At 37.6% G+C, this 22455-nt stretch carries 18 protein-coding genes, 2 pseudogenes and 1 riboswitch; of the genes and pseudogenes, 9 read left to right on the top strand and 11 right to left on the bottom strand.

The genetic code is table 11. From position 1 onward, the window contains the following. Window positions 1–41: 41 nt before the first annotated feature. The 5 genes and pseudogenes from NST97_RS08810 to NST97_RS08790 all read right to left on the bottom strand — a co-directional run bounded on the left by NST97_RS08810 (window position 42) and on the right by NST97_RS08790 (window position 7581). Window positions 42–1085, bottom strand: coding sequence for a ribonucleotide-diphosphate reductase subunit beta (locus tag NST97_RS08810; protein WP_341343128.1), 1044 nt, complete (start codon window positions 1083–1085; stop codon window positions 42–44). Window positions 1086–1097: 12 nt separating this feature from the next. After that, the gene (locus NST97_RS08805; RefSeq protein WP_340857407.1) at window positions 1098–3362 is read right to left on the bottom strand and encodes a ribonucleoside-diphosphate reductase subunit alpha; all 2265 of its coding nucleotides are present in this window, start codon (window positions 3360–3362) and stop codon (window positions 1098–1100) included. 136 nt (window positions 3363–3498) lie between these two features. Then, window positions 3499–3677, bottom strand: a riboswitch (cobalamin riboswitch). A 133-nt stretch (window positions 3678–3810) separates the two neighbouring features. Then, a complete protein-coding gene (locus tag NST97_RS08800; RefSeq protein ID WP_063387274.1) occupies window positions 3811–4251 on the bottom strand; it encodes an Hsp20/alpha crystallin family protein in 441 nt (146 codons plus the stop codon). A 412-nt stretch (window positions 4252–4663) separates the two neighbouring features. Next, window positions 4664–6025: an IS4 family transposase gene (locus tag NST97_RS08795; RefSeq protein WP_087960047.1), complete on the bottom strand. Its 1362-nt coding sequence runs from the start codon at window positions 6023–6025 to the stop codon at window positions 4664–4666. A gap of 446 nt (window positions 6026–6471) precedes the next feature. Next, a pseudogene (locus tag NST97_RS08790) lies at window positions 6472–7581 on the bottom strand (IS256 family transposase). Between the two features lie 125 nt (window positions 7582–7706). Here NST97_RS08790 and NST97_RS08785 point away from each other — a divergent pair. Together NST97_RS08785 and NST97_RS08780 are read left to right on the top strand one after the other, a co-directional pair. Next, window positions 7707–8327, top strand: coding sequence for a TnpV protein (locus tag NST97_RS08785; RefSeq protein ID WP_341343127.1), 621 nt, complete (start codon window positions 7707–7709; stop codon window positions 8325–8327). Further along, window positions 8255–8950: a hypothetical protein gene (locus tag NST97_RS08780; protein WP_341343126.1), complete on the top strand. Its 696-nt coding sequence runs from the start codon at window positions 8255–8257 to the stop codon at window positions 8948–8950. Before NST97_RS08785 ends, NST97_RS08780 begins: the two co-directional genes overlap by 73 nt. Before the next feature lie 265 nt (window positions 8951–9215). Here the strand turns inward: NST97_RS08780 and NST97_RS08775 are convergent, their stop codons facing one another. Both NST97_RS08775 and NST97_RS08770 read right to left on the bottom strand, forming a co-directional pair. Further along, entirely contained in the window at window positions 9216–11012 is a 1797-nt protein-coding gene (locus NST97_RS08775; protein WP_341343125.1) for an IS1182 family transposase, read from the bottom strand. A gap of 159 nt (window positions 11013–11171) precedes the next feature. Beyond that, on the bottom strand, window positions 11172–12461 hold the full coding sequence (locus NST97_RS08770; RefSeq protein WP_199757325.1) for a globin-coupled sensor protein: 1290 nt from the start codon (window positions 12459–12461) through the stop codon (window positions 11172–11174). A 507-nt stretch (window positions 12462–12968) separates the two neighbouring features. Here NST97_RS08770 and NST97_RS08765 point away from each other — a divergent pair. Continuing rightward, window positions 12969–14084 carry an IS4 family transposase gene (locus tag NST97_RS08765; protein WP_341343124.1) on the top strand — a complete coding sequence of 372 codons (1116 nt, stop codon included), beginning with the start codon at window positions 12969–12971 and terminating at the stop codon, window positions 14082–14084. A 478-nt stretch (window positions 14085–14562) separates the two neighbouring features. Here NST97_RS08765 and NST97_RS08760 read toward each other — a convergent pair whose 3' ends face one another. Next, window positions 14563–15174, bottom strand: a complete 612-nt coding sequence (locus NST97_RS08760) for a hypothetical protein (RefSeq protein WP_341343123.1) — start codon at window positions 15172–15174, stop codon at window positions 14563–14565. A gap of 64 nt (window positions 15175–15238) precedes the next feature. Here NST97_RS08760 and NST97_RS08755 point away from each other — a divergent pair, with 64 nt between their 5' ends. Together NST97_RS08755 and NST97_RS08750 are read left to right on the top strand one after the other, a co-directional pair. Further along, window positions 15239–16420, top strand: coding sequence for an IS701 family transposase (locus NST97_RS08755; protein WP_040037972.1), 1182 nt, complete (start codon window positions 15239–15241; stop codon window positions 16418–16420). Between the two features lie 171 nt (window positions 16421–16591). Then, window positions 16592–17071, top strand: a complete 480-nt coding sequence (locus NST97_RS08750; RefSeq protein WP_090952559.1) for a hypothetical protein — start codon at window positions 16592–16594, stop codon at window positions 17069–17071. Window positions 17072–17423: 352 nt separating this feature from the next. On the opposite strand, the pseudogene NST97_RS08745 reads toward NST97_RS08750, so the two are convergent. Next, window positions 17424–17720: pseudogene (locus NST97_RS08745) on the bottom strand (IS21 family transposase); the annotation flags it as partial. A gap of 645 nt (window positions 17721–18365) precedes the next feature. Here NST97_RS08745 and NST97_RS08735 point away from each other — a divergent pair. Both NST97_RS08735 and NST97_RS08730 read left to right on the top strand, forming a co-directional pair. After that, window positions 18366–18668, top strand: coding sequence for a DUF2089 family protein (locus NST97_RS08735; protein ID WP_013401959.1), 303 nt, complete (start codon window positions 18366–18368; stop codon window positions 18666–18668). A 2-nt stretch (window positions 18669–18670) separates the two neighbouring features. Further along, entirely contained in the window at window positions 18671–18955 is a 285-nt protein-coding gene (locus NST97_RS08730; RefSeq protein WP_341343121.1) for a hypothetical protein, read from the top strand. 70 nt (window positions 18956–19025) lie between these two features. Here NST97_RS08730 and NST97_RS08725 read toward each other — a convergent pair whose 3' ends face one another. Both NST97_RS08725 and NST97_RS08720 read right to left on the bottom strand, forming a co-directional pair. Beyond that, on the bottom strand, window positions 19026–19553 hold the full coding sequence (locus NST97_RS08725; protein WP_060476368.1) for an IS630 family transposase: 528 nt from the start codon (window positions 19551–19553) through the stop codon (window positions 19026–19028). Next, window positions 19553–20083, bottom strand: a complete 531-nt coding sequence (locus NST97_RS08720) for an IS630 family transposase (RefSeq protein ID WP_341343120.1) — start codon at window positions 20081–20083, stop codon at window positions 19553–19555. The genes NST97_RS08725 and NST97_RS08720 overlap by 1 nt, the downstream gene beginning before the upstream one ends. Before the next feature lie 252 nt (window positions 20084–20335). On the opposite strand from NST97_RS08720, the gene NST97_RS08715 reads away from it, so the two are divergent. Both NST97_RS08715 and NST97_RS08710 read left to right on the top strand, forming a co-directional pair. Further along, entirely contained in the window at window positions 20336–20836 is a 501-nt protein-coding gene (locus NST97_RS08715; RefSeq protein ID WP_095858792.1) for a PH domain-containing protein, read from the top strand. Between the two features lie 18 nt (window positions 20837–20854). Further along, window positions 20855–22342, top strand: a complete 1488-nt coding sequence (locus NST97_RS08710) for a PH domain-containing protein (protein ID WP_341343119.1) — start codon at window positions 20855–20857, stop codon at window positions 22340–22342. Window positions 22343–22455: the final 113 nt, after the last annotated feature.

Raw genomic sequence — 22455 nt, 5'->3', positions numbered from 1 at the left:
CGGGCAGTCTCTGCTGCCCGTTATCATGAGAACGTAAATTTTTACAACTCATCAAAGCCGCTATCAATCGTGTTGACTTTTGTATATTGTCTCGATTTTTGTTCAAAGAAGTCTGATTTTCCTAAGTCCACTTCTTCATAAGCCCGTATCCATTTCAAAGGATTTGTCCGATAGCCTTCAAAAGGACGTTCGAATCCCAGCTGATTGGCACGGAAATTCGCATAAAATTTAATATAGCTCTCCACATCTTTTAAATGCAGGCCTTCAATGTCATTGCCGATAATTACACCGGCCCATTCGATTTCCAGCTCGGCTGCTTTCATAAATGTTTTCGAAACGAATTGTTTCAGTTCATCTGTATCATATTCAGGATATTGCTTCAGCACCGCTTTGAAAATTTTTTCAAACAAACCTACGTGTATTTGTTCATCACGGTTAATGTAGTTAATCATCGTGCTAGTGGCTACCATCTTTTGGTTTCTGGCTAAATTATAAAAGAATGCGAAACCGGAATAGAAAAATAAACCTTCCAGTATGACATCAAAGACGATCGATTTCAACAAATTCTCCACATTCGGATTTTCTGCAAATGCTTTATACCCGTTGGTGACAAATTCATTTCGCTTCCTTAAAACCGGTTCGTTCCGCCAATATTCAAATACTTCATCCTGTACGTTTTTAGGCACGATGCTTGAAAGAATATACGAATATGAATGGTTATGAATCACTTCCTGCTGAGCGAGCAAGATCATTAAGGCGTTTATGCTCGAGTCTGTAATATAATCAGCAACTTTTCCGGCATAATCGGTTTGAATGCTGTCTAATAAAGCTAAGAGGCCGATAATTTTTAAAAATGCGTCCTGTTCTCTTTCTGAAAGCTCAGGAAATTGCTTCACATCTTGAGCCATATTGATTTCAAAAGGTGTCCAAAAGTTTGCGAGCATCCGTTTATATTTTGGATATGCCCACGGGTAGGCGACATCATCCCAATTGAGCACGTTGGAACATTTTCCGTTCACTATTGCTGTTGAACGGTTTGGTGCATCAGGATCCATAATAACTCGTTTTGTTAATGTTTGCTCCATATTAATTCCTCCTTAACTTGCACATGATTCACATTCATAAATGTCGCTTGATGTCGAACGGACATAATACGTTGTTTTTAATCCGGATTTCCAAGCTGTCAAATGAAGCTCCAGCAATTCTTTCGCTTTAATCGTGTTTAGGACGTAAAAGTTGAAGGAAATGGACTGGTCAATATGTTTCTGGCGCACTGCATTTTGTTTAATGCTCCATGTTTGGTCGATCAAATAAGCGGATTTATAATACCAAGTCGTTTTCGCATTTAAGTCGGGAACGGTAACTGGAATTTTGTAGTCTTTCTTTTCCTCTGAATAAACTTTTTGGAAAATTGGATCGATGCTTGCTGTGCTTCCGGCTATAATGGAGGTCGATGCGTTCGGTGCGACCGCCATTAAATAGCTGTTGCGAATTCCAAAAGTCTGCACTTTTTCCTTTAATTCCTGCCATTTTTTTGACGTATAACCGCGGATTTCAAAATATCGCCCTGTATCCCACTCCGAGCCTTTAAAGAGAGGGTATGCGCCTTTTTCTTTTGCGAGCTCCATACTCGACTGAATGGTTAAATACGCAATTTTTTCATATAATTGGTCGACAAATTGGACTGCCTCGTCGCTTTCCCATGTAATTTCCTTTAGTGCAAATAAATGATGCATGCCAAACGTTCCAAGACCGATTGCACGGTATTTTTCATTTGTAAGCTTTGCCTGTAATACCGGAATGTTATTTAAATCGATAACGTTGTCCAGCATCCGCACTTGAATAGGGATTAAACGTTCCAGAACGTTGTCTGGGACAGCCCGTGCCAAGTTGATGGAAGAAAGGTTGCAGACGACGAAATCGCCGGGCTTTTTCACAATGACAATTTTTCCATCTTCAACATATTGTTCTTCAACAGTAGTAGCACTTTGATTTTGCGCAATCTCTGTGCATAAATTGCTGCAATAAATCATGCCGGCATGCTTGTTTGCGTTTTTTCGATTCACTTCATCCCGATAAAACATAAAAGGTGTTCCCGTTTCAAGCTGGCTGATCATAATCCGTTTCATTATTTCAATCGCAGGCACTTTTTCTTTAGATAAGGAAGGATGATTCACGCACTCAAAATATTTTTCCCGAAAGCTGCCGTTACCTTTTTCTTCATCATAATAATCTTCCAGACTGAATCCCATGACTTTGCGAACTTCGTGGGGATCGAACAAATACCAGTCCCCGCGCTTTTCAACTTGCTCCATAAATAGGTCAGGAATGCATACACCTGTAAATAAATCATGGGTGCGCAGCCGTTCATCTCCGTTATTTAATTTTGCATCTAGGAAGGCGAAAATATCTTTATGCCAAACATCCAAATAAACGGCAATTGCTCCTTTTCTTTGGCCGAGCTGGTCGACGCTCACTGCCGTATTATTTAATTGCTTCATCCAAGGAATGACACCTGATGAAACTCCTTTGAACCCCCGGATATCGCTTCCGCGGCTTCTGATTTTCCCTAAATAAACTCCAATGCCTCCGCCGCTTTTAGAAACATTGGCAATATCAGTGTTCGAATCATAAATGCCTTGAAGGCTGTCGTCTACCGTATCAATAAAGCAGCTTGAAAGCTGACCGACTGATTTTCCTGCATTAGCCAATGTCGGTGTTGCAACCGTCATATATAAATGGCTCAATGCCCAATACGCTTCCTTTACAAGATGCAAACGTTTGGACGGATGCTCGTTGATCATTAACGTCATAGCGATGATCATAAAACGTTCCTGTGGAAGCTCAAATGTTCGTTTATAAAAATCTTTAGCTAAATACCGGTCGTAAAGGGTCCTTAATCCGATGTATGTAAACAGCTTGTCCTTCTCAGGATCAATGGCATTTCCCAGCTCCATAATTTCCTCTTTTGAATAATGCTCTAGCAAAAGAGGGCTGTAGATTCCAAGATCGGTTAATGTTTCGATTAACAAATAAAAATCGCCGTAGCCCGGTTGGTTGTAATTTCTGTTTTGGCTCGCTTCATAGTAAATTTTTTCAAGAAATACGTGTGCAGCTAAAAAAGTCCAATCCGGCTCACTTTCCGAAATGTTTGCTAAAGCTTCAATAATCAGCAGGTTTGTAAATTTTTCAAGATCATCAATCTGCTGGTATTGTAGGGTTGTCGACACTCTCTCGCTGTATTCATGAAAGGAAAGGGATGGAAACTTTTTTTCAAGCTGTCTTAGATAAAGCTCCCAATCGCTCCTGTTAAAATGATTTTGAAAAACCTCGTATAGATTTAATGCTTTCGTAATATTCATCAAACATCCTCCTTATCAAAATAAAAAACCGCTCAGGAAGCTGAGCGGATCAAACGATGATTAAAAGGGAGGCAGTTTACAAGGCGAAACTACTCCATTCAAACCATCGTTTCATCTTCCCAACCCCCGAAGAATTAGAAACGTTCGGACAAAGGCAGGTCTCCTGACTCGTGCTTCATCCTACTTTGAATCCTTCCCATACGAACCGTACAGTGGATTATTCATTTCGTAGCACTCACAGTTGCGGGGACAGTTCCGGATTCTCACCGGATTCCCTTTTAAGCTGAAAACAGCACCTTTGTCGTTAGGTTTTCAATATATAGTATTTAATTGTTTTTGATTACACAATATATAGATTTTTGATGTTATATATTCATCATAATCGTACTTGGCGAAAATTGCAATAAAAAAGTGAGGCTGATTGAAATTTTGCAACCTCACGAAACAATTAATGAAACTGAATATCAATTTTCTTTTTGTTGTTTTCGGTTTGTTTTGGAATACGGATTTCCAAAACGCCATTTTTATATGTCGCGCTCACTTCTTCTTCTTTTACATTTGCCGGCAATGCAACAGCGCGGTGAAACCGCCCTACAAACCGTTCGCGTCTATGCATTTCTTCTTCCTTTACTTCTTTGCTTCTTTGAATTGTGCCGCTGATCGTAAGAACGTTGCGATCAAGATGAATGTCAACGTCTTCCTTTTTTTCAAGGCCGGGCAAATCACACGTAACAATTACTTCATTAGCAGTTTCATGAATATCAAGCCGGGGGGTATTCATAGTCTCAAAGTTTTCAAAAAAATGCGGGAAGCTTTCAGAAAAAACGCGATTCATGTTTCGTCTAAATTGGTTGATCTCAGAAAAAGGATCGTAAGGAATGAGAGCCATATGATTGTTCCTCCTTTGATTTTTTTACAGAAAATATTATTTGTGTTGGGAAGAGAAATATACATAAAGCAAAGTTTAAATTACTGTTTTTAATCATAAAAATATAAATAAGTCCGCTGCGTCCAAATCGTTTCGTGTTTGTTGCTTTTAAAAGCACAACCTAGCAAAACTTGGTGAACGAATGGATAGCATATTGTTGTTATTAAACAAGAGTTTACATACGAAGAAAATTAAGTAAGCTGCTTAATTGCAGCCATGCTGGGAATTAACAGATCATCTGGATAAATTCACAATGATTGGAAACCGCTGTGGACAACTTTATAAATTTAAAAATTATTCTTTGTTGCATATGTTACTGATAGTGGTAAAAAACTTAAAACAAAAATAATTAGAGTAGATGATAATTATTTACTCAACTTTCGCACACAGAAATATTTAAGCATTGCTTGATATAATTAGGTATAGTGGCCAACCATTTATTCATTTGATTTTTAAAGATGTCCATGTTCAAAGAAACCTCGGCTTCCGCCAAAGTTTGGAAAAGGTCAATAAGTGATTGAAGGGCAGTAATAAAATCTATGTCTTTTACATCTTCGCAAAGGATGTAAAAAAGGTTGCCAATCGTCTTAGGATCCTCCTCTTTTCGCATTTGCCAAGCAATGAGAATATATCGTGTAAAAACAATGGTTGTATGGCTAATTAACATGTCGTAGGAACGTCCCTGGAATTCTTTCTCTAAATTTAAAAGGGATTTATTGCATTTGAAGAAGACTTCAATGTCCCAACGCATGCCGTAAATACGAATGATCTCTTCATTTTCTAATGTTGTATCTGTGCTGAGAATGGCAAGCCATTCGCTCCGTTTATTACGGTTTCGTACAAATAGAATTTTTACTGGAATTCCATTGTCTAAAGTAGCATAAACGGATCCGCGAATGTCTTTTTTACCCATGTGAGGTTTTGCCAATTTGTAAAGTTGATTCAGTGTGAAACGTTCACCATTGTAAACGTATCGCTGCTTTAATTGCTTCACCAAGCCAATGACAAATAACCCTTTGTTCGTAATCTTCTCAATTAAAGGCGCTTGTGTAAACCAGGAATCCATGAGAACATAGTCAGCTATAATCCCTTTTTCAAGCGCATGATCAAGTAAAGCTGAAGCCACGTCCGGTTTTGATTTCAGAGCTTCCTGGCGACGCTTATAGCCAGATGTTCGTTTATCAATATTGGTATTGATTTCTTGCAGGCGATTTTCCTTTTTCGGTGAACTTAGAAGAGCAAAATCAACGGGAATAAAAGTAAAACTATCGGTCCAGCCAAGGGTAAGCATTTGAAACCCTTTCAAGTACTGATGGGTAGAGTGATCAAAAACCTTAGCCAACAGTTCAACCGACTTACTACGGTTTCTTGAAAAGACAGAATCATCAATCACAAAAGCTGTGACACGATCTTTTGAAGTTAATGGTTGAAGCAGACGGATCATTTCACTGCTTAATGAAAGCAGAAACTTTCTCCAATGATAGGTTGGTGTATTTAAAAAGCGATAGACTGTATCCTTTCCGGGCAGATCCTGAGATCGTTTACTCATAAAAGCACGAAACCAGTTCTTATATTGGAAGACTAAAAGAAAAATCAGTTTGAAAACAGTAAGACAAGAATACCCGGAAAGTTTCGTAATATTCGCTTTTCTTAAATGATATCCAATATTTAATTCGGAAAATCCTTGTTTAATTTCTTTTGGTAATTGCGCAAAGTAGTCTTTATTCGTTATCATAGTGGTGACACCTTTCTTTTGGATTTGGTTTCGTCACCAATATTTTACCAAAAGAATAGGTGTCTTTCTTTATGTTTTAAAAAATGTCAAATGATAATTTTGTACTTCCCAAAACCATTTACATCAAGCATTTAAACAAGATTTTGGACTGCGAAAGCTGAGTTATTTAGTTGTATTTGTGAAAAATATTCCGGAAGGATTCATTGTATTATCTACAACAATTTTTCCAAAATACATTCACCCAGAAATTGAAGTAAGTAACAATGGTACTGTCAAGAATTTTGTGTAATGTAAGATAGATAGGGCATCTCTGAAATGGATTTAGAATAGAGAGGGCCTGTTTCTTCCACACAGGAGACTGAATATTCAGTCTCCTGTGTGGAAAGGGAGATCCCATCATCTTATCGATTTACATTATTTGGTTAATCATAACGTTCTTCAAACATTCACTGGAGGGCTTCATGAGTTTCGGAAAATCCTCGCAACTTTCGCCCTGCCCATTTCTCATTAAAGTCTTGGATGGTCAAATACATGACTTTTTCCGCGGCTTCTAAACTGCTCAAACTGTTCATCGGCTTTAGACGTTTCCGAATCTCCTTGATCGTTCGTTCGATGGCATTGGTCGGATACTGCTTGGATCATTCATAAAGGTAAGAAGGACATCCAACTCATTTCCCCACGATTGCACTTCTCTCGGATACTTGCTCGACCATTTTGACTCAAACTGGTGAAACATCTCCAGTGCAATTTTTTTATTCGGAGATCGATAAATGAGTTTCAAATCTTCCGCCATTTCGAATTGGTCTTTTTTCCGAACACGACTGAGTGTGTTACGGACTTTGTGAACGACACAACGCTGCACATCGGCTTTCGGATAAATAGCTTTAAAGGCTTCTTCCAGCCCCGTTAGTTCATCGAATACGCCCAGAAGCACTTCCTTTACGCCTCTGTTATATAGTTGTTGGAGAATCTCCTGCCATCCATAGGCGCTTTCCTTTCCTCCTACGAAAAAATCAAGAATTTCCCGATATCCTTCTTCGTTTACACCTAACAACACATACATGACCTCTTTTTCTACCGTATCTCGACGAAGTTTCACGTACAACCCATCCAAATATAAGACGGAATAACGCTTATGTAGAGGACGAGTGTGCCATTTCTCGATGTATTCCTTCACGACATCGGTCATACGACTGATCGTTGCAGGAGAATAAGCATTCCAAAAATTCGTTCAATAAACTTGCCAATCTCCCGCGTACTCATGCCACTTTGATACATCTTGATGACAGCTTCTCCGAGCCAGCCGGTATGACGTTGGTAAGGGGGAAACAACTGCGTTTGAATTCCCCGTTTCAGTCTCTTGGGACCAAAAGACCTTCAATCCGGCCATATTGCGTATCTAGATTTCGTTGATAGTAACCGTTTCTCATATTCGACGTTCCAGCCTGTTCCATTTCGAGGAAATGTTTTATTTCTTCACGCATGATGAGTTCTAATTGGCGAATCGCACTTTCCAGTTGATTGACCCAGTCTACATTCGATATACTTTTAGACATAGGTAGGGTTCTCCTTTCTCTGGAATGTGTTGTTGGTCAAATCAGAGATACCCTACCTTTTTTCTTTTGGTCTAGCAAAATACTTTACACAAAATTTTATACATCATCTATTAGTTGCTGAAACCATGAGTAATTACACCAACATTTCAACTAAGATTCAAGAATTTGAAAAACAGTCCCTAGAAAGAACAAATAAAAACTTGCGGGAAAATGTTGCCGCAAGTTATAATACAAGCACAGAAAAAGAACGGCTTAGAAGCGAAAATGAAGCCTCTAAAAGGCATATTAAAGGGGTAATGAAGAAAATGAAAAAAGTGACTCTGGGAGAAAAGGAATATTACGTGGAGAACGGGATATACACTCCAGTAGTGAAGGAATCGAGTTTCGAGAAAGAGGGCGGGACTTATCGCTTAGAGGGAGAGGGGGAATATCTAATTCCCAACTTGGAGTTAACAATGAACGAAAAGCCGATAGGAAAGTATGGCAGCCTAAGGAGAAAACATCTGATGGAAAACAACATGATACTCTACGAGAGTCTATCGATTCAAGGTCAGCTTCATCAACATCTAGTCGACATCAACGAGCAAGCGAACAAGCGAATGGAAATAATGACGAAAAAGTTGATGGAACAATACGGAGTGACAGAGGAACTCAAAGCCGAAGATCAGATGAAATGGATCCAAGAAGTGAACAATATCCGGGCGATGGCAGAAGAAGTCATCTTACGGGAAATGATTTACGTATAGATGAAAAAGAAGAAGAACAATTGAGTTTATTCCCAGTAGCAGTGGAGGAAAATCCCACTGCTTTTTCTATTACGGAAAAAGAAATCAATAAAACAGCAGTGGAACAAAATGCCACTGCTGTTTCTATTTCTAAAAATTTTCACATTACCAATAATGAATTAGGTGCTGCAGGTCCTAAAACGAAATTTAATTGGAATATAGAAGCTATTAAGACTTTGAAGAAGATAGAAGCAGAAAATAGATTAGCCACTCCTGAAGAACAAGAAGTATTATCGCGTTATGTTGGATGGGGAGGGCTATCTTCGGCTTTTGATAAAGATAATGAAGCATGGGCAAATGAATATATTGAACTAAAGGAATTGTTAACTGATGCAGAATATGCAAGTGCTAGAGAATCTACTTTAAACTCGCATTATACTTCTCCGGTTATTATTAAAGCTATGTATCAGGCTCTTGAAAATATGGGATTTAAAAAAGGAAATATTTTGGAATTTTCTTGCGGGATTGGAAATTTCATGGGCCTTTTACCGGAAACTTTATCAGACAGTGTTTTTTATGGTGTTGAATTAGATGATTTATCCGGTCGGATCGCTAAACAGTTATATCAAAAAGCTTACTATTGACGGATTTGAAAATACTGATTTTTCTGATTACTTCATTTAAGAACGCAGGAACAGAAGTTACCGCAGATATTATTTTCTTACAAAAAAGAAATCACTGAATAATGCTGATATCCAGCATAAATATCTTGGGGTATAAAAAAATCAACACATACTATTTGTTGGGATACTATGTTCAATATATGAACATGTATCCTCATTTTTTAACCTTCAAGCGATCAATTGGATCTCCTTTTACGACTCAACTATTTTAGCGGATAAAGGCTGTTCAGCTTTTTGAAGATTCATCCAAATAAATAATCAAGGGCTTGTCTAAAAAGTCCATAAAAACAGAGCGAATGGAGAAAACAATGAGTTTTTCCATTCGCTCTGTTTCCTTATTTTTGAAATTGGTTTGGGAATTTGCGGCCCATTTCAGTATGTTGTGGGCCATTGCCACAATCCCGAATTCTGTTCGGACTTTATGAAGCCCCCGTAACAGAAATCGAGTGAAACGCAAATTGCCCTTGATGTTACCGAACACACTTTCGACATCCACTTTACGCTTCGCATAAAGAGCTGCCTTTTGTTCGTCACCAAGAGCTGCTTTGGCTTTCGCTTTCATTTCTTCATAAATCGTGTTCCAATATACTCGACGATTTCCTTTGGCTTTCGTACACCCATTCTTCAACGGGCAATCCGTACAATCTTCACACTCGTACACTTTCAAATCTTGTATGTATCCAGATGCATTTTTTCTTTTTTGATAATACTTGAATACGACTTTCCGATTGTTCGGACAGATAAAGCAATCGTCTTCTTCGATGTATTTCCAGTTTTGTACTTTTGATAAATCCTTTTTAAACTTTTTACTTTGTTCCTTCAAATAGGTTTGGTATGGGGCTAATAATTCAAAACGAGGTTCTTTTTCTTCGCCAATCGCATATAAATAGTTTTCTTCACTCGCATATCCTGCATCGGCAATGACATACTTGAGTTTCTTTTCCTTCGGCATCGATTCCAATAACTTTTCCATAAATGGTTGGAAACAGCGAGTATCTCCTGGATTTTGATAAATTTCAAATCCCACGATAAATTGATGTTGTGTGGCGAGTTGAACATTATAACCCGCCTTGAGTTGGCCGTTTTTCATATGGTCCTCTTTCATTCGCATAAAAGTGGCCTCATGGTCGGTTTTCGAGTAGCTATTTCGTTCACCTAGAATCTGTTTTTGTACTTTGTATTTTCGTAATCGTGGAAGATAATCCGTTTGAATCGTTTTCAGTTGTTTGGTGAGTTGGGATTTTTTAGAGCGAAGTTCTTTTTTTCTTTCTTTGTCTTCTTCCTGTTTATAATCTTTTTCCAAAGCTTCTATTCTCTCAGAAAGTTGTGCCGATGATTTTTCTAATTCTTCTTCTAATTGTTCTTCTTTTAATTCCTCCAAGGCGATTTGGTGCGCTTCTTGTAGAAACGATTGAATTTTGGCTCGTAGTTTCTGATCATATTTTTCTACGGATTTTCGCCATACAAACGTATATTTGTTGGCATTCGCTTCTATTTTCGTACCATCCACAAAAATATGGTCGAGGTCGATAAGTCCTTGTTCTACTAGTTGAAGGACAAATTGTTCAAATACAGAATCCATCATGTTTGACATACGAACACTACGAAAATCATTTATTGTGCGATGGTCAGGGGTTTGCAATCCCGCCAACCACATCATCGGAAGATTTTCTTTCACCATTTGCGCTATTTTCCGACTTGAATAAACATTTTGAGTGTACGCATATAAAATCACTTTCAATAACATTTTAGGGTGATAGGGTGCACGACCCCCACCAACATAATGAGTATACAACACTTCATCCGGAATCGATTCCACCATTTCATCCACTAAACGGGCGACATGATTTTCAGGAATATACATTTCGATATCTAAAATGCTCATGACTTGACGATTGCAATAAGGTTGGAAAACTAGTTTTTTGCGTTTCTTATTCTTTTGAACCTCTATTTTTTGAATACCCTCTAGAGTCATTTCTAATTGCGTGTTATAATTTTCTTGAATAGTCATTTGATTATTCATAAGAAATCGTCCTTTCTGTAGAATGTTTTTTGGTCAATTTCATTCTATAAAAAAGGACGATTTTTTTGTACCCTAAAAACAGAAAAAAGGGCTGAGCCCAAGGTCGATTCAATCGACTTTTCGGACAGCCCCTTTTGTCGCCAGCTTGAAAAAGGACCTTTATATATGATTGGCCAGCTTTTTTAAATGTTCTGAAGTCTCATTGATTTGCGCAATGAAATTTGTTATATCATCAATGATTTCAGCAAAGTTTTCGAGTTCATTTTTCGTCTTTTCAGTTTGTTCTTTATTTTTGTCGAAGGCATACAAAATATTGTCGAAGAATTGGTTCATCTCTTTCATTCTTTGCGAACCATTGCTTGTAAGCTCTGTTACTTCCACAATAGATGAAGCGGTATCGTTAATTTTCGCTCTGATTTCCTCAATTAAATTGGAAACGCCAAGCACGGAATTTTTTGTTTCTTCCGCCAGCTTTCTCACTTCACTAGCAACAACAGCGAATCCTTTCCCGTATTCCCCTGCGCGCGCCGATTCAATTGCGGCATTTAAAGCCAGCAAGTTAGTTTGTTCAGCAATAGAAGTAACAATCGAGACGACATGATTAATTTTTTCAGAAGTTTGTTCAAGCGACTTTATTTTTAAAGCAATATCATCAGTCCGTTCTTTTATATTGACCATTAAACCGGAGTGAAAATTCAAGTCTTCTCTCCTTGAACTGACCTCTGCTTCGGTTGATGCCGCTGTTTCAAAACGATCAACTGCAATTAAGGCAAATTGTTTGGATCGTTCGTTAATTTTTTGTATAGCTGAATTGGCTGATTCAATAAGATCAGCAAGACGAATGGAGGTTTGGGCGATGTTTTCATGAAGCTCCTGTTTTTCCTTTTCGATTTTTTGCCGTCTTTTTAAATACTCTTCATTATATGCTTCCAACACAATTTGCTGTTCAAAGTTTAACATTTTTGCAATGGTGACCACCGCTTTATGATAATCTTCCTTCGATGGACACGCTTTCGCAACAACGGAAAAAATTGATTTCTGTAATTGCTGGAATGAACTCATGTACCAAATCGTATCTAATCCAATGCGGACGTGGGCTACAGCAATCCGCTTCATTCTTGTTATATCTTCATCTGTTAAGGATCCGCTAAACATAAGCAGCACATGTTTTTTCAATCTTTCCTTCTGCTTTTCGATCGAGCTGTATTTATTAATTAAGTCAATCAAAAATTGTTCTTGATGGAGAGCATCATAAAATGCATCGATAATAAACTTTATGTTTTCTTCAATCGCATCTTTTAATATAAGAGTACAAATAAGATCATCCTTTGTTAGGCCAACCATCGCTAATTGTCTTTGATATTTTTCATCAGTCACTTCAAGTTTTACTTGTTGAAGATCTACTTGTTTTTCAAAAAGTGATGGAACTTGTTTTCTTTTTTTAAACATTGGTTGATTTCCCCTTCAAAATTCATTATTAGTGTCCACTGTATATATCGGCAGCTAAATAATAATTTTTTCGATTATTTTTTAATTTTTATTCTAATTTGTTAAATTTTATATTCAAAAATGAATGATGTTTTATAAAGGCGAAGATTTTAGTATGGTGTAAAACTCATATTCGCCGAAAAGCACATTCCGAGCAAATAACCTGTAGATGATGTTGCAACTGGCGGCATGAATCAAGAATTTTTTTATAATCGACAAAATGCGCGTGCAGTCAAGACTTCCATGATGACGCTTTCTTTAACAAAATGATCTTCAGTTTTTATTCCCTCCCCCCCAATATTTAGATATTTTAGCAAAAACATGGAATCACTAGCATTGCAGTAATTAAATCTGATGATTCAAAATACTAAGAATGTTCAATTTTTTATTGATTTCGAAACAAAAAAATCCTTTACAATGGAAGTACAGGTGGTTCCTGCCCAAATCCAATCGTAAAGGATAATCTTTATGGACAAGAATACACTAATTTCATCATTTGGTAAATGGGTTTCACCCATAAATATTCAAAAACTTAGCGAACAAGTCAAAGAATTGAAACAGGACTATTACACAAAAAAGCTGACAACAGAAGCCTATATTAAACTTTTATTGGTAGCCCAGCTGCTCGAATTTAAGAGCTTAGAGGAAATGAGTGATGCACTTGTAGACGAAGATCTTCAAAAAGCACTCGGATTTGAATCGATAAGTGCCTCTCAGCTATCCCGAAAAAACAATCAGATCCACCCACTAATTCTTGCAAATTTGTTCTTGGATCTTGTTTGGAAAATTCAACGGTACCATTATCAAAACGGAAAGAATATGCCACTGAAAATCATTGATTCAAGTACACTCCCGTTGAACTTGACCAATTATAAATGGGCAAAATTCCGGAAAACAAAAGCTGGTGTAAAGCTACACTTACGGCTCGTTTTCATGGATAAAGACACCGTCTATCCTGAAAAAGCAGTGATTACGACAGCAAAAGAACATGACCGAAATCAACTCGAAGTCCTAGTGGATGATAAAGAAGCCATGTATGTGTTTGACCGCGGTTATGTGGACTATGAACGTTTTGACCGGATGACAGATGATGGCTATTTCTTCGTTTCAAGACTGAAGAAAAACGCAGTCATTCGTGAAGTCTATACATTTTCACTTCCTGATGATTGTCACGTTCTATCCGATAAAATGGTCTACATTGGTACCACACAAAATCGTACTGAAAATGTCTATCGTCTACTAGAAGTTATGGACACAAAAGGGAACTTACTTCGTTTCATCACCAACCGATTTGATTTAAAACCAGAAGAGATAAGTGATATTTACCGATCTCGCTGGGCTATTGAACTCTTTTTCAAATGGCTCAAGCAACACGTGGAAATTAAGCACTTTTATGGAATGAGTGAAACAGCTATTCAAAATCAAATTTTCTTAGCCCTTATCACGTATTGCTTACATGTTCTCATTCAATTGGAGATGAAAAGTAAGAAATCCCTACTTCGAATTACTCGTTGGTTAAAGAGAGCTCTGTGGAAACCAGCTTATGTTTGGTTGCGAAAATTTGATGGGCGAGCCAGTCCATAATCTCCCTTTTGTCGTTGTCGCTCTGGTTTAACTGTATATATTTACCAAATGGGCAGTGCCACCTTTCTTTAGGTTTTGTCTTTTTGGCACAAATTCACAAAAAATAATTAACAGAAAATTCTAACTATATTTATGCAATGCTAATGTATTACTATTTATTTTTTTAATTACTGTGTCTTTAACTCCCCACGTAATAGTTTGCTTATAATTTAAATCACCATCTTCTCTTTGCTGTATTTTTAAATTACCAACTTCTTTTTTTGGCGGATTATTATGGCTTTTGGAGCTATTTAATAAAAAGAAGAAAATTAATAAAATGATTGTTAATAACAGAGCTACTGAAATAATTTTCTTTAGTATGGTCTTAACCCCCTTTATTAATTATTAGGTATTATTGAATATCTCTAAAAAAAGGAGATGACCCAAATTATTCTTAACATCTGAGTCATCTTTAATTTAACTTTAATTTTATTTTTATTTATACTAGCCATAAAATAATTTCTGCTAAAGCCTCAGCAGTTTTACCAGGAACCCCTGCTTTCTTTAACGCTGAAATTAATGCTGATTTTGTTCCCGACTCTAATCTTTCAGTTGCATAGGCTATTTTTCTAGCATATTGATCAATTAATTTTGCTTTAGAAGGAGATAGAGGTCTAATAGCATATTTTAGAGTTTTTCCACCAACTCTACAAATCCAACCAAATGCTTTAATAGCTTTTAGTGTTCCGCCTACGACTCCTGAAGCATGAGCTACATCGTCTTGAGCTATTTCTTCACCGATATATCTTTGAAATTCCTCTGTAGTCGCAGCATACTGAATAAAGTCTCTAGTATCTTCTACAGTACTAGGGGCTCCTTCAATTTCTATATATTCTAGTAGAGATTCAGGTGTTTCGTTTGTTACCTGATTATTAACTACTGCTGTATTATCATTTTCAGCAGCAAAAGTAGATGAGAGAGGTGTGAAAGTAGTACATAAAACAGAAAATGAAGTTGCAAAAATTACTGTTTTCATTAAAGTTTTATTTTTCATACTGTAGATGAGCAAATTCGCTAACATAAATTTACAACCAAACAAAAAAAGAGACATGAACCCGATTCCTTGATTAGAATAGATGTGTCACCAAAACTATTCACAAGGAGGTTCATGTCTCATGAATAGATTAGCACATCATCAAGGAATCCACAAGTTTTTCACGATGTTGGGGTTGGCACTTTATTTTTCAAAACCTGTCATGAAGCATCTCGTTCATATCGTGGATGCGCTGACCACCAAAGGATTTGCGGGAACATTGACCGATCTTCATCATTGGAGCTTTCATCCGAACCACCGCACGACACTCAGCCATTTTTTCACGAAAAGCCCTTGGGATGAAGAGACGCTGCTTCGCAAACTTCAACAGTGGATGCTTCGTCGTGTCGAACGCATCGCCAAACAGGAGAATCAACCCCTTTTTGTTTCGATCGATGATACGATTTGCCAAAAAACCAAGCCTTCGTCACAGGCAACGCACGCCATTCAAGGGTGTGATTGGCACTATTCTCACACAGAGAAAAAGTCGATCTGGGGACATTCTCTTGTTTGGCTCATGGTTCATACGATGACCCAGGCTTTTCCCTTTGCGTTCCGCCTCTACGACAAGGCGGCTGGGAAAAGCAAGGGGGAACTCGCGATCGAGATGCTTTCTTCTTTGGATGTACACCGTCCTGTTTATGTGCTGATGGACTCTTGGTATCCATCGCAAACGCTCGTGGAAGCTTGTCTGAAAAAGGGATTCCACGTAATCGCAATGCTCAAGGCCAATCGGCTTCTTTATCCAAAAGGCATTGCGGTTCAGGTGAGGGAGTTTGCCCGCTACATCGAACCGAAAGACACTCACCTCGTCACGGTGGGAGAAGAGCGTTATCGGGTTTATCGCTACGAAGGCTCTCTCAAAGGTCTCGATGATGCCGTGGTGCTGCTCGCTTGGAAAGCCGATCAGCCGATGACATCGGAACATCTTCACTGCGTCTTGAGCACCGACCGGGATCTAAGCGATGAAGAGATCTTGCGCTACTATGCCCAGCGTTGGTCGATCGAATGTTTTTTCCGTCAAGCGAAAGACCAGCTGAAACTCGATGGATACCGCGTTCGCGGACGTCGGGCGGTGAAACGCTACTGGATCTTGGTGCAGCTTGCTTACGTGTACAGCATGTTCGAGTCGAACAGCGATTTTTCTGATGGGCTCGATCTTCTGCGCAAGAGAAAAGGACATAGCCTCGTGGAGTTCATTTACCGTGCAGCGAAACAAAATATTCCCATTGATACCGTGAAAAAACAGCTCCACGTGGCATAAGGGGTACCCTGTTTGTCTCTTTTACATGGTAATTATTGTAATTAAAATTGCTCAACTACAGTTTCATATTGAAACCTCCCCAAATTTATAGTATTTTATTCCATGTATTATATTACCATATAAAGATCTATTATCCAATATATAAATTTACAAAAAGAGGGGATTTTGGATATGATAAAAAAAGAAAAAAGTAGAAATAAATATTCTGTTTCAGATCACATCTTTGCAATAACAGTTGTATCCTTTATGTGCTTAGCCATTATTTCATTACCTTTCCTACTTTTTTATTTAGTAATACATTTTGTTTCGTTGACAACCGATGTCCGTATTAATTCGTTTGGAACCTTTTCTTCTATCAAAATTATCCTAAAATTTTTTATAACTACTTTAGTCATAACAGGGGTGGTAGATACGATTTTTTCTATAATCTTGAACCGCTCGAAAGGAATTCTTGGTTTTCTTTCTGAAGCACTTCTGATGCTTGCCTTTTTCTATTTTTATGTTTTGATTTATTCTCTTGTGTCTAATGAAATTGTAATGACAGATAAAGGTCGTCTTTATGTTTCCTTATTTTTGTTCCTCATGTATTTATCTATTCATGTAGTATATATCGGTTCAAAACGGCTTTATGAATTAATAGTAAAAAAGTAACATAAAAGTAACATATTAACAGTATTTTATCTCCCTACAAATAGACAATAAAAGAAACACATTTGATACACTGTTCTGGAACCTCGATCTGAGAGGGATTTTGATTTTCATTGTGTTGATTTAACAACAAGCAGAGGGAAAAACATGAAGATTGTAATAACCTTTACCTCTAGTGTGAGTAAAATGTTTGTGGGAGAAATTCTTAGAATTCCCCGATGAGGGGGGGTGGGAACGTAGGTTCGCAATCCCCCTCATCGGGGCCACCAAGCGAAGCGCGGTAGGATCCCAAGCAGGAAACATGAAAAAAGGACTCTCTCCCTGGTAAGATATTCATTGACCACACTATCAAACAGGAGGATGTAAATCCATATTCTTCTTTTAAGATTTCATACATTCGTTTCGCAGTTCTTCGATATTTTTTCTTCTTTGTCAAGTCCTCTTTAATCCATTGATCCAATATCGGTTTCACTGGATCCATCACTTTCGCTTTTCTCGTTTGTTTAACTTTTGAGGGATTGAAGTCTTCCATTTCCGCATACTTCTTCACTGTTCTTGGATCACGATTCATTCTTTTGGCAATATCGGAATAGGAACATCCTTTTTGGTTTGCTTCATATCTGATATAATGAATTTCAGCCACTGCTAACATCTCCTTGAATACCTCCCGTTGAACTGTTTTGTCCAACTAGGAGGGTAGTGTATTTGGGGAATGTTGGCAAGTGGTTTTTTGTTTTATAGGACCTGCATAAATTAATTGCCAAACGTTACATTTTTAGTTTGCCATAAACAACGTGATTGAACGGCCGGTAAATAACTTTTTAGCGTACATCGAACATCACAGAGGAAGTTCTTTAACGCTTAGGCTTTGTCCTCTATTTACAATTTTAGTTTTATTACTTTTAAAGTAATTTTCTGTACTTTTGTCAAATCTCTTGTTGTGGTTGCGTCAAAGATTCGTTGTCCATTTGAACGTACATTCCAATGCAAATGCGGTTTTGTAGCTGATAGAGATTGGGATAATGCACTCAACATCAAAAAGGAAGGATTGCGGTTATTAGCATAATCCTATATAGAGCATGGAACCGGCTTGATAGTTCGGTCCTATCGTATCGTTAGATACGATTAACCGAGAAGTCCTACTTCTAAACGAAGCATAGGTGGAGGATAGTTCACTGAATATAAAAATACCGAATGTTAATCGTTTAAAAAAATTGGTATATCAATTTATTTTTATTTAAAAATGCTTGAATAAAATTAAAAAATGAATTAATATAATTAAAAAAGGGGTGGTTATATGGAAAGAGATGAAATTCCATCATGGGTACTATCTCTAGATAAAGAATCATTAGAGTTTATAAGAAAGTTTATTTTGAATTCTGGATCATTGAAAGCTATGGCGCGCGATTATAAAGTATCTTATCCTACTGTACGTACGATGTTAGACAGATTGATAAAAAAAATCGAATTGCATAGCAAGGAAGAAGACGTCGAATTTGTAAACATGATTAAAAATCTCGTCATTGATGAGCGTATAAGTTTAGATGTTGCAAAAATTATTATTGATAAATACAAAAGGGAAAAGGAAAAGGGAGAATAAAAATGGAACATATTTTACAATTCTCGATAGCTGTTTTAGTTTTAGTTTTTCAATATTTAATTTCTAAAAGAGGACATGTGCTCTTAGGTGCAATATTACCCTTGCTTTATATTGGATTTTTTGTATACGGATATCTGAATAATATGTTTCCTGTAAGATCTTGGGAAGCGATACTTGCATTATTAGGAGGAACAGTGCTTCTTGTATCAGGATGGGTTAGTGGGAGAGAATCTTTATCTAGGAAAAGAAAGAAAGAACTAGATAAAATAAAAGCCAGGGATCTATAAAAAATAATAAAATAAAAGCTAGGGATCCCCGGGATCTATATACATGCAACATGAAGAGTTAACTTCTCAGTCATCCTGCACACCCTAAACGCTGCAGCACTTCCTCCGGACGTTCGTGGATGTAGTTGACAAACCGAGTAATGGCTTGAATGATATCGTTGCGATCCTTGTGAAATACATTGGCAATCACCGTATCTTTCAGCCATTTCCATAAGCGTTCGATCGGGTTCAGCTGTGGCGAATAGGGAGGAAGGTAAATAAAGTGAAAACACTGCCCTTCTTCCCGCAAAAACTCCTTGACCATTTTGGCATGGTGAATGCGGGCGTTATCCAACACCAAGACCATGAGACGGTCCGGATAGCGCTCTTTGAGCATTCTCAAGAAATCCAAGAACGTCGCGGCATTGGCAGCGGTCGTTTGATGAAGCACCGTTTCGCCATCGTGGATGTTGACCGCGCCAAACAGCGATACGTGGGCATGATGGCCGAACGTCGGCACTTGTTTTTGGCGGCCGACTGCCGACCATGTGGACCGCAAGACATGGTAAGAGCGGATATGTGTTTCATCAAGGTACAACAAGACCGAATCAGGATCCATTAAGTTTTTTTTAGGAAGTCGATCTGTTTCTCAAAATTCTTTTGTCGATCCGGATCGCCTTTCGCCAATGTGTAGGTCGGCCGTGTCCACGACAGCCCTTTGCGGTGCAGGAGTTTTCGCAACGCTTCGCGGGAAATGCAAACACCGAAGTGCTTTTCGACATAGGATTGCAGGAGTTTGGTGTTCCACGCCGAAGCGACGTCCCAGCCCAGTTCTACGGGAGTGGTGGTCAACACAAGCTGTTTGATCTCTTCCTGCTGTTCTTCGGTGAGAAACGGCTCCCGCCCGGGGGCGAAATCCCGATGAAGCAAGAGCTCCAGACCGCCTTCGTTGAACAGCGACACATAATGGGAAACGGTTTGTCGGCACACGTTGACCATGGAGGCCACCTCTTTGCCCAAATAGCCTTCCATGACCAGGCGAACCGCCATCACCCGTTGGCGAAGAAGGGTGTTTTTGATTTTCCGTTCCTGTTTGCGAAGTGTCCGAGGTGTCCATCCGTGATCGTTGGTGATTTTGAGACGTTTCATGCAGAATTCCGCTCCTTTTCCATGCTTTTCCTTAGGAGCAGTATAACCGGAGTGGGAACCACTTATACGAAGGTTAACTTTTCAATGAGCATATATATAACGTGTTTGGATTAAATTTGTCAAATTTTTTTAAATCGTCCGGTATTGGTGAGAGATTGAGAGGATAATTCTTACTTTTTCTTGAACTTGCTTAGATGTACAGTTTCTCAAATTGATAGGGTTTATTTCCTATAAATTAGAAAGAGGGAGATCATGACACAGACGATAAAAGAACCAAAACAACAGATTTCACCAAATGCGGTGAAGGTGTGGCGAATAAGTGATGCAATCACGTATTTCATCACACTTTGTATATTAACAGTCCTTTTGTACTTGCAGCATTATTATGATTGGAAAAATTGGGTAGGCGTTATTCTCTATTTTATTGTGATTCTAGTCATTATTTCTTCTATAGTTGAAATAATATTTGTACCTATTTACCGACAAAAGACCTGGCGCTACGATGTCGACGAGAAATACATTCAATTGAAATATGGCGGAGTATTCATGAAAACTCATTTAATCATACCTATGACGAAAGTACAATATGTCAATACTATTCAAGGACCGCTCTTACGAAAATTTGGTTTGTCGACGATAAAAATAGGAACAATGGCTTCGGTACATGAAATACCAGCTATTCCTGAAAAGAAAGCAACGGAATTACGGGAAAAAATTGCCTATTTAGCGGGAGTTAATGAATCAGATGAATAATAATGGAGGTATTCGATCATGAACAATGAAATAACAAATGACCAAGCTCGTCGGATACATCCACTATGGATATTCTTTTTGATTGGCAAGTCCATAAAGGAATTAGTTCTTTTCGTTATTACTTTTATTATTTATATACGTTCAGATTCTGATTCTATTTTAATAAAAATTACAGGTATTGCGATAGTTTTCTATTTGATTTATAAAATCGTTTCGATATTGCTAGAATGGTTCCATTTTAAGTATTTATTTACAAATAAGGAATTGTATATTCATGAAGGACGTTTTATTAAGGAAAAGCGTTATATTCCTTTGGAGAGGATTCAAGGTATAAAGCGGACTACACCTTTTTTTCATCGTTTGTTCGGGCTTACATCTCTCATACTGGATACAGGAGCATCTGGAAATAAGTCTACCATTAAACTTGGAATGATTACCTGCGAAGAGGCAGAAAGAATACAAAAGCATTTGAGTCATATCAGTTCATTTCACAAAGACAAAGGTGTGAGTGAGCAAAATGTCCAAACATCAAAAGAGATAGCACCAGAACTTTCCTCTAGAAAGAAATATTATGAAATGACTTCAAAAGAAATATTCGTCGCTTCAGTTACGTCGCTTAGTTTGCTTATTTTTCTTTCAGTGCTTTATACCATTTATGATAACGTAAGTGATTTTTTTTCAATAGATTCGTATATAGATACAGTCATCTCTTTTTTTCAAAAATCTTGGTTATTAACATTTCTTGGTATTGTTGCCCTTCTGATGCTGTCGATGGCGTATGGATGGGCACGAACGTACGTTATATATAGAAATTTTGAAGTCACTGGTGATAATCAGCGAATTTATATTCGAAAAGGTTTGTTCAATCAGACTGAATTTTCGATACCAAAGGAAAAAGTGGAAGCTATCATTTTGAATACAAAACTCCTCAAAAAAATACTGGGTATCGTGGAGGTAAAGATTATAAGTACAGGTGATGGCGACGAAAATGAAATGAAAACAGCCAACATCCTTTTTCCATTTATAGATAAAAGAAGAGCTTTATCTTTGATACCCCAAATTTTTCCGGCATTTCATGTTGAAACGGAAATGGTGAATCTTCCTCGGTCTGCTATTTTTGTAAAATTAGTTCGTACTAGCTATATTTGGATCATAGCCGCAGCGATTAATTTCTACTTCTGGCCAAATTTCTGGTATATATCAGTGGCTTTGTTTGTTCTTATTAATACTTCACAACTATTAAGTGGTTTATATAGTTGCTACAATCTATGTGGTCCCTTTATCCAAATTCAAACTGGATCTTTTTCTACAAAATTATTTATAACAACCCGAATGAAAATTGAAGAGTTAAAAGTGACGGAATCACTATTACAGCGAATGTTTGGTCTTGCTTCTCTTGAAATTTCAACACGTTCTAAATCAATTCAAGTATCGAAAATTTCAGATATTCCTAAGGATATGGCAACTCGTTATTATCAATGGTATGCAAATAAGGAGAACCATTGAAATCATATGAAGTTTTATAAAGTAATCTCAGACAACTGCCTTGTTAACTTCATAATTAAAGCCGGTTGATAATTGACACCTAATAACTTTATAGGTGTCTTCATGTGAACTAC

This window comes from Aeribacillus sp. FSL K6-1305, from assembly GCF_038050115.1.
GTDB classification, from domain to species: Bacteria; Bacillota; Bacilli; order Bacillales; family Aeribacillaceae; genus Aeribacillus; species Aeribacillus composti.
This window is presented reverse-complemented; position numbering and strand designations above follow the sequence as displayed.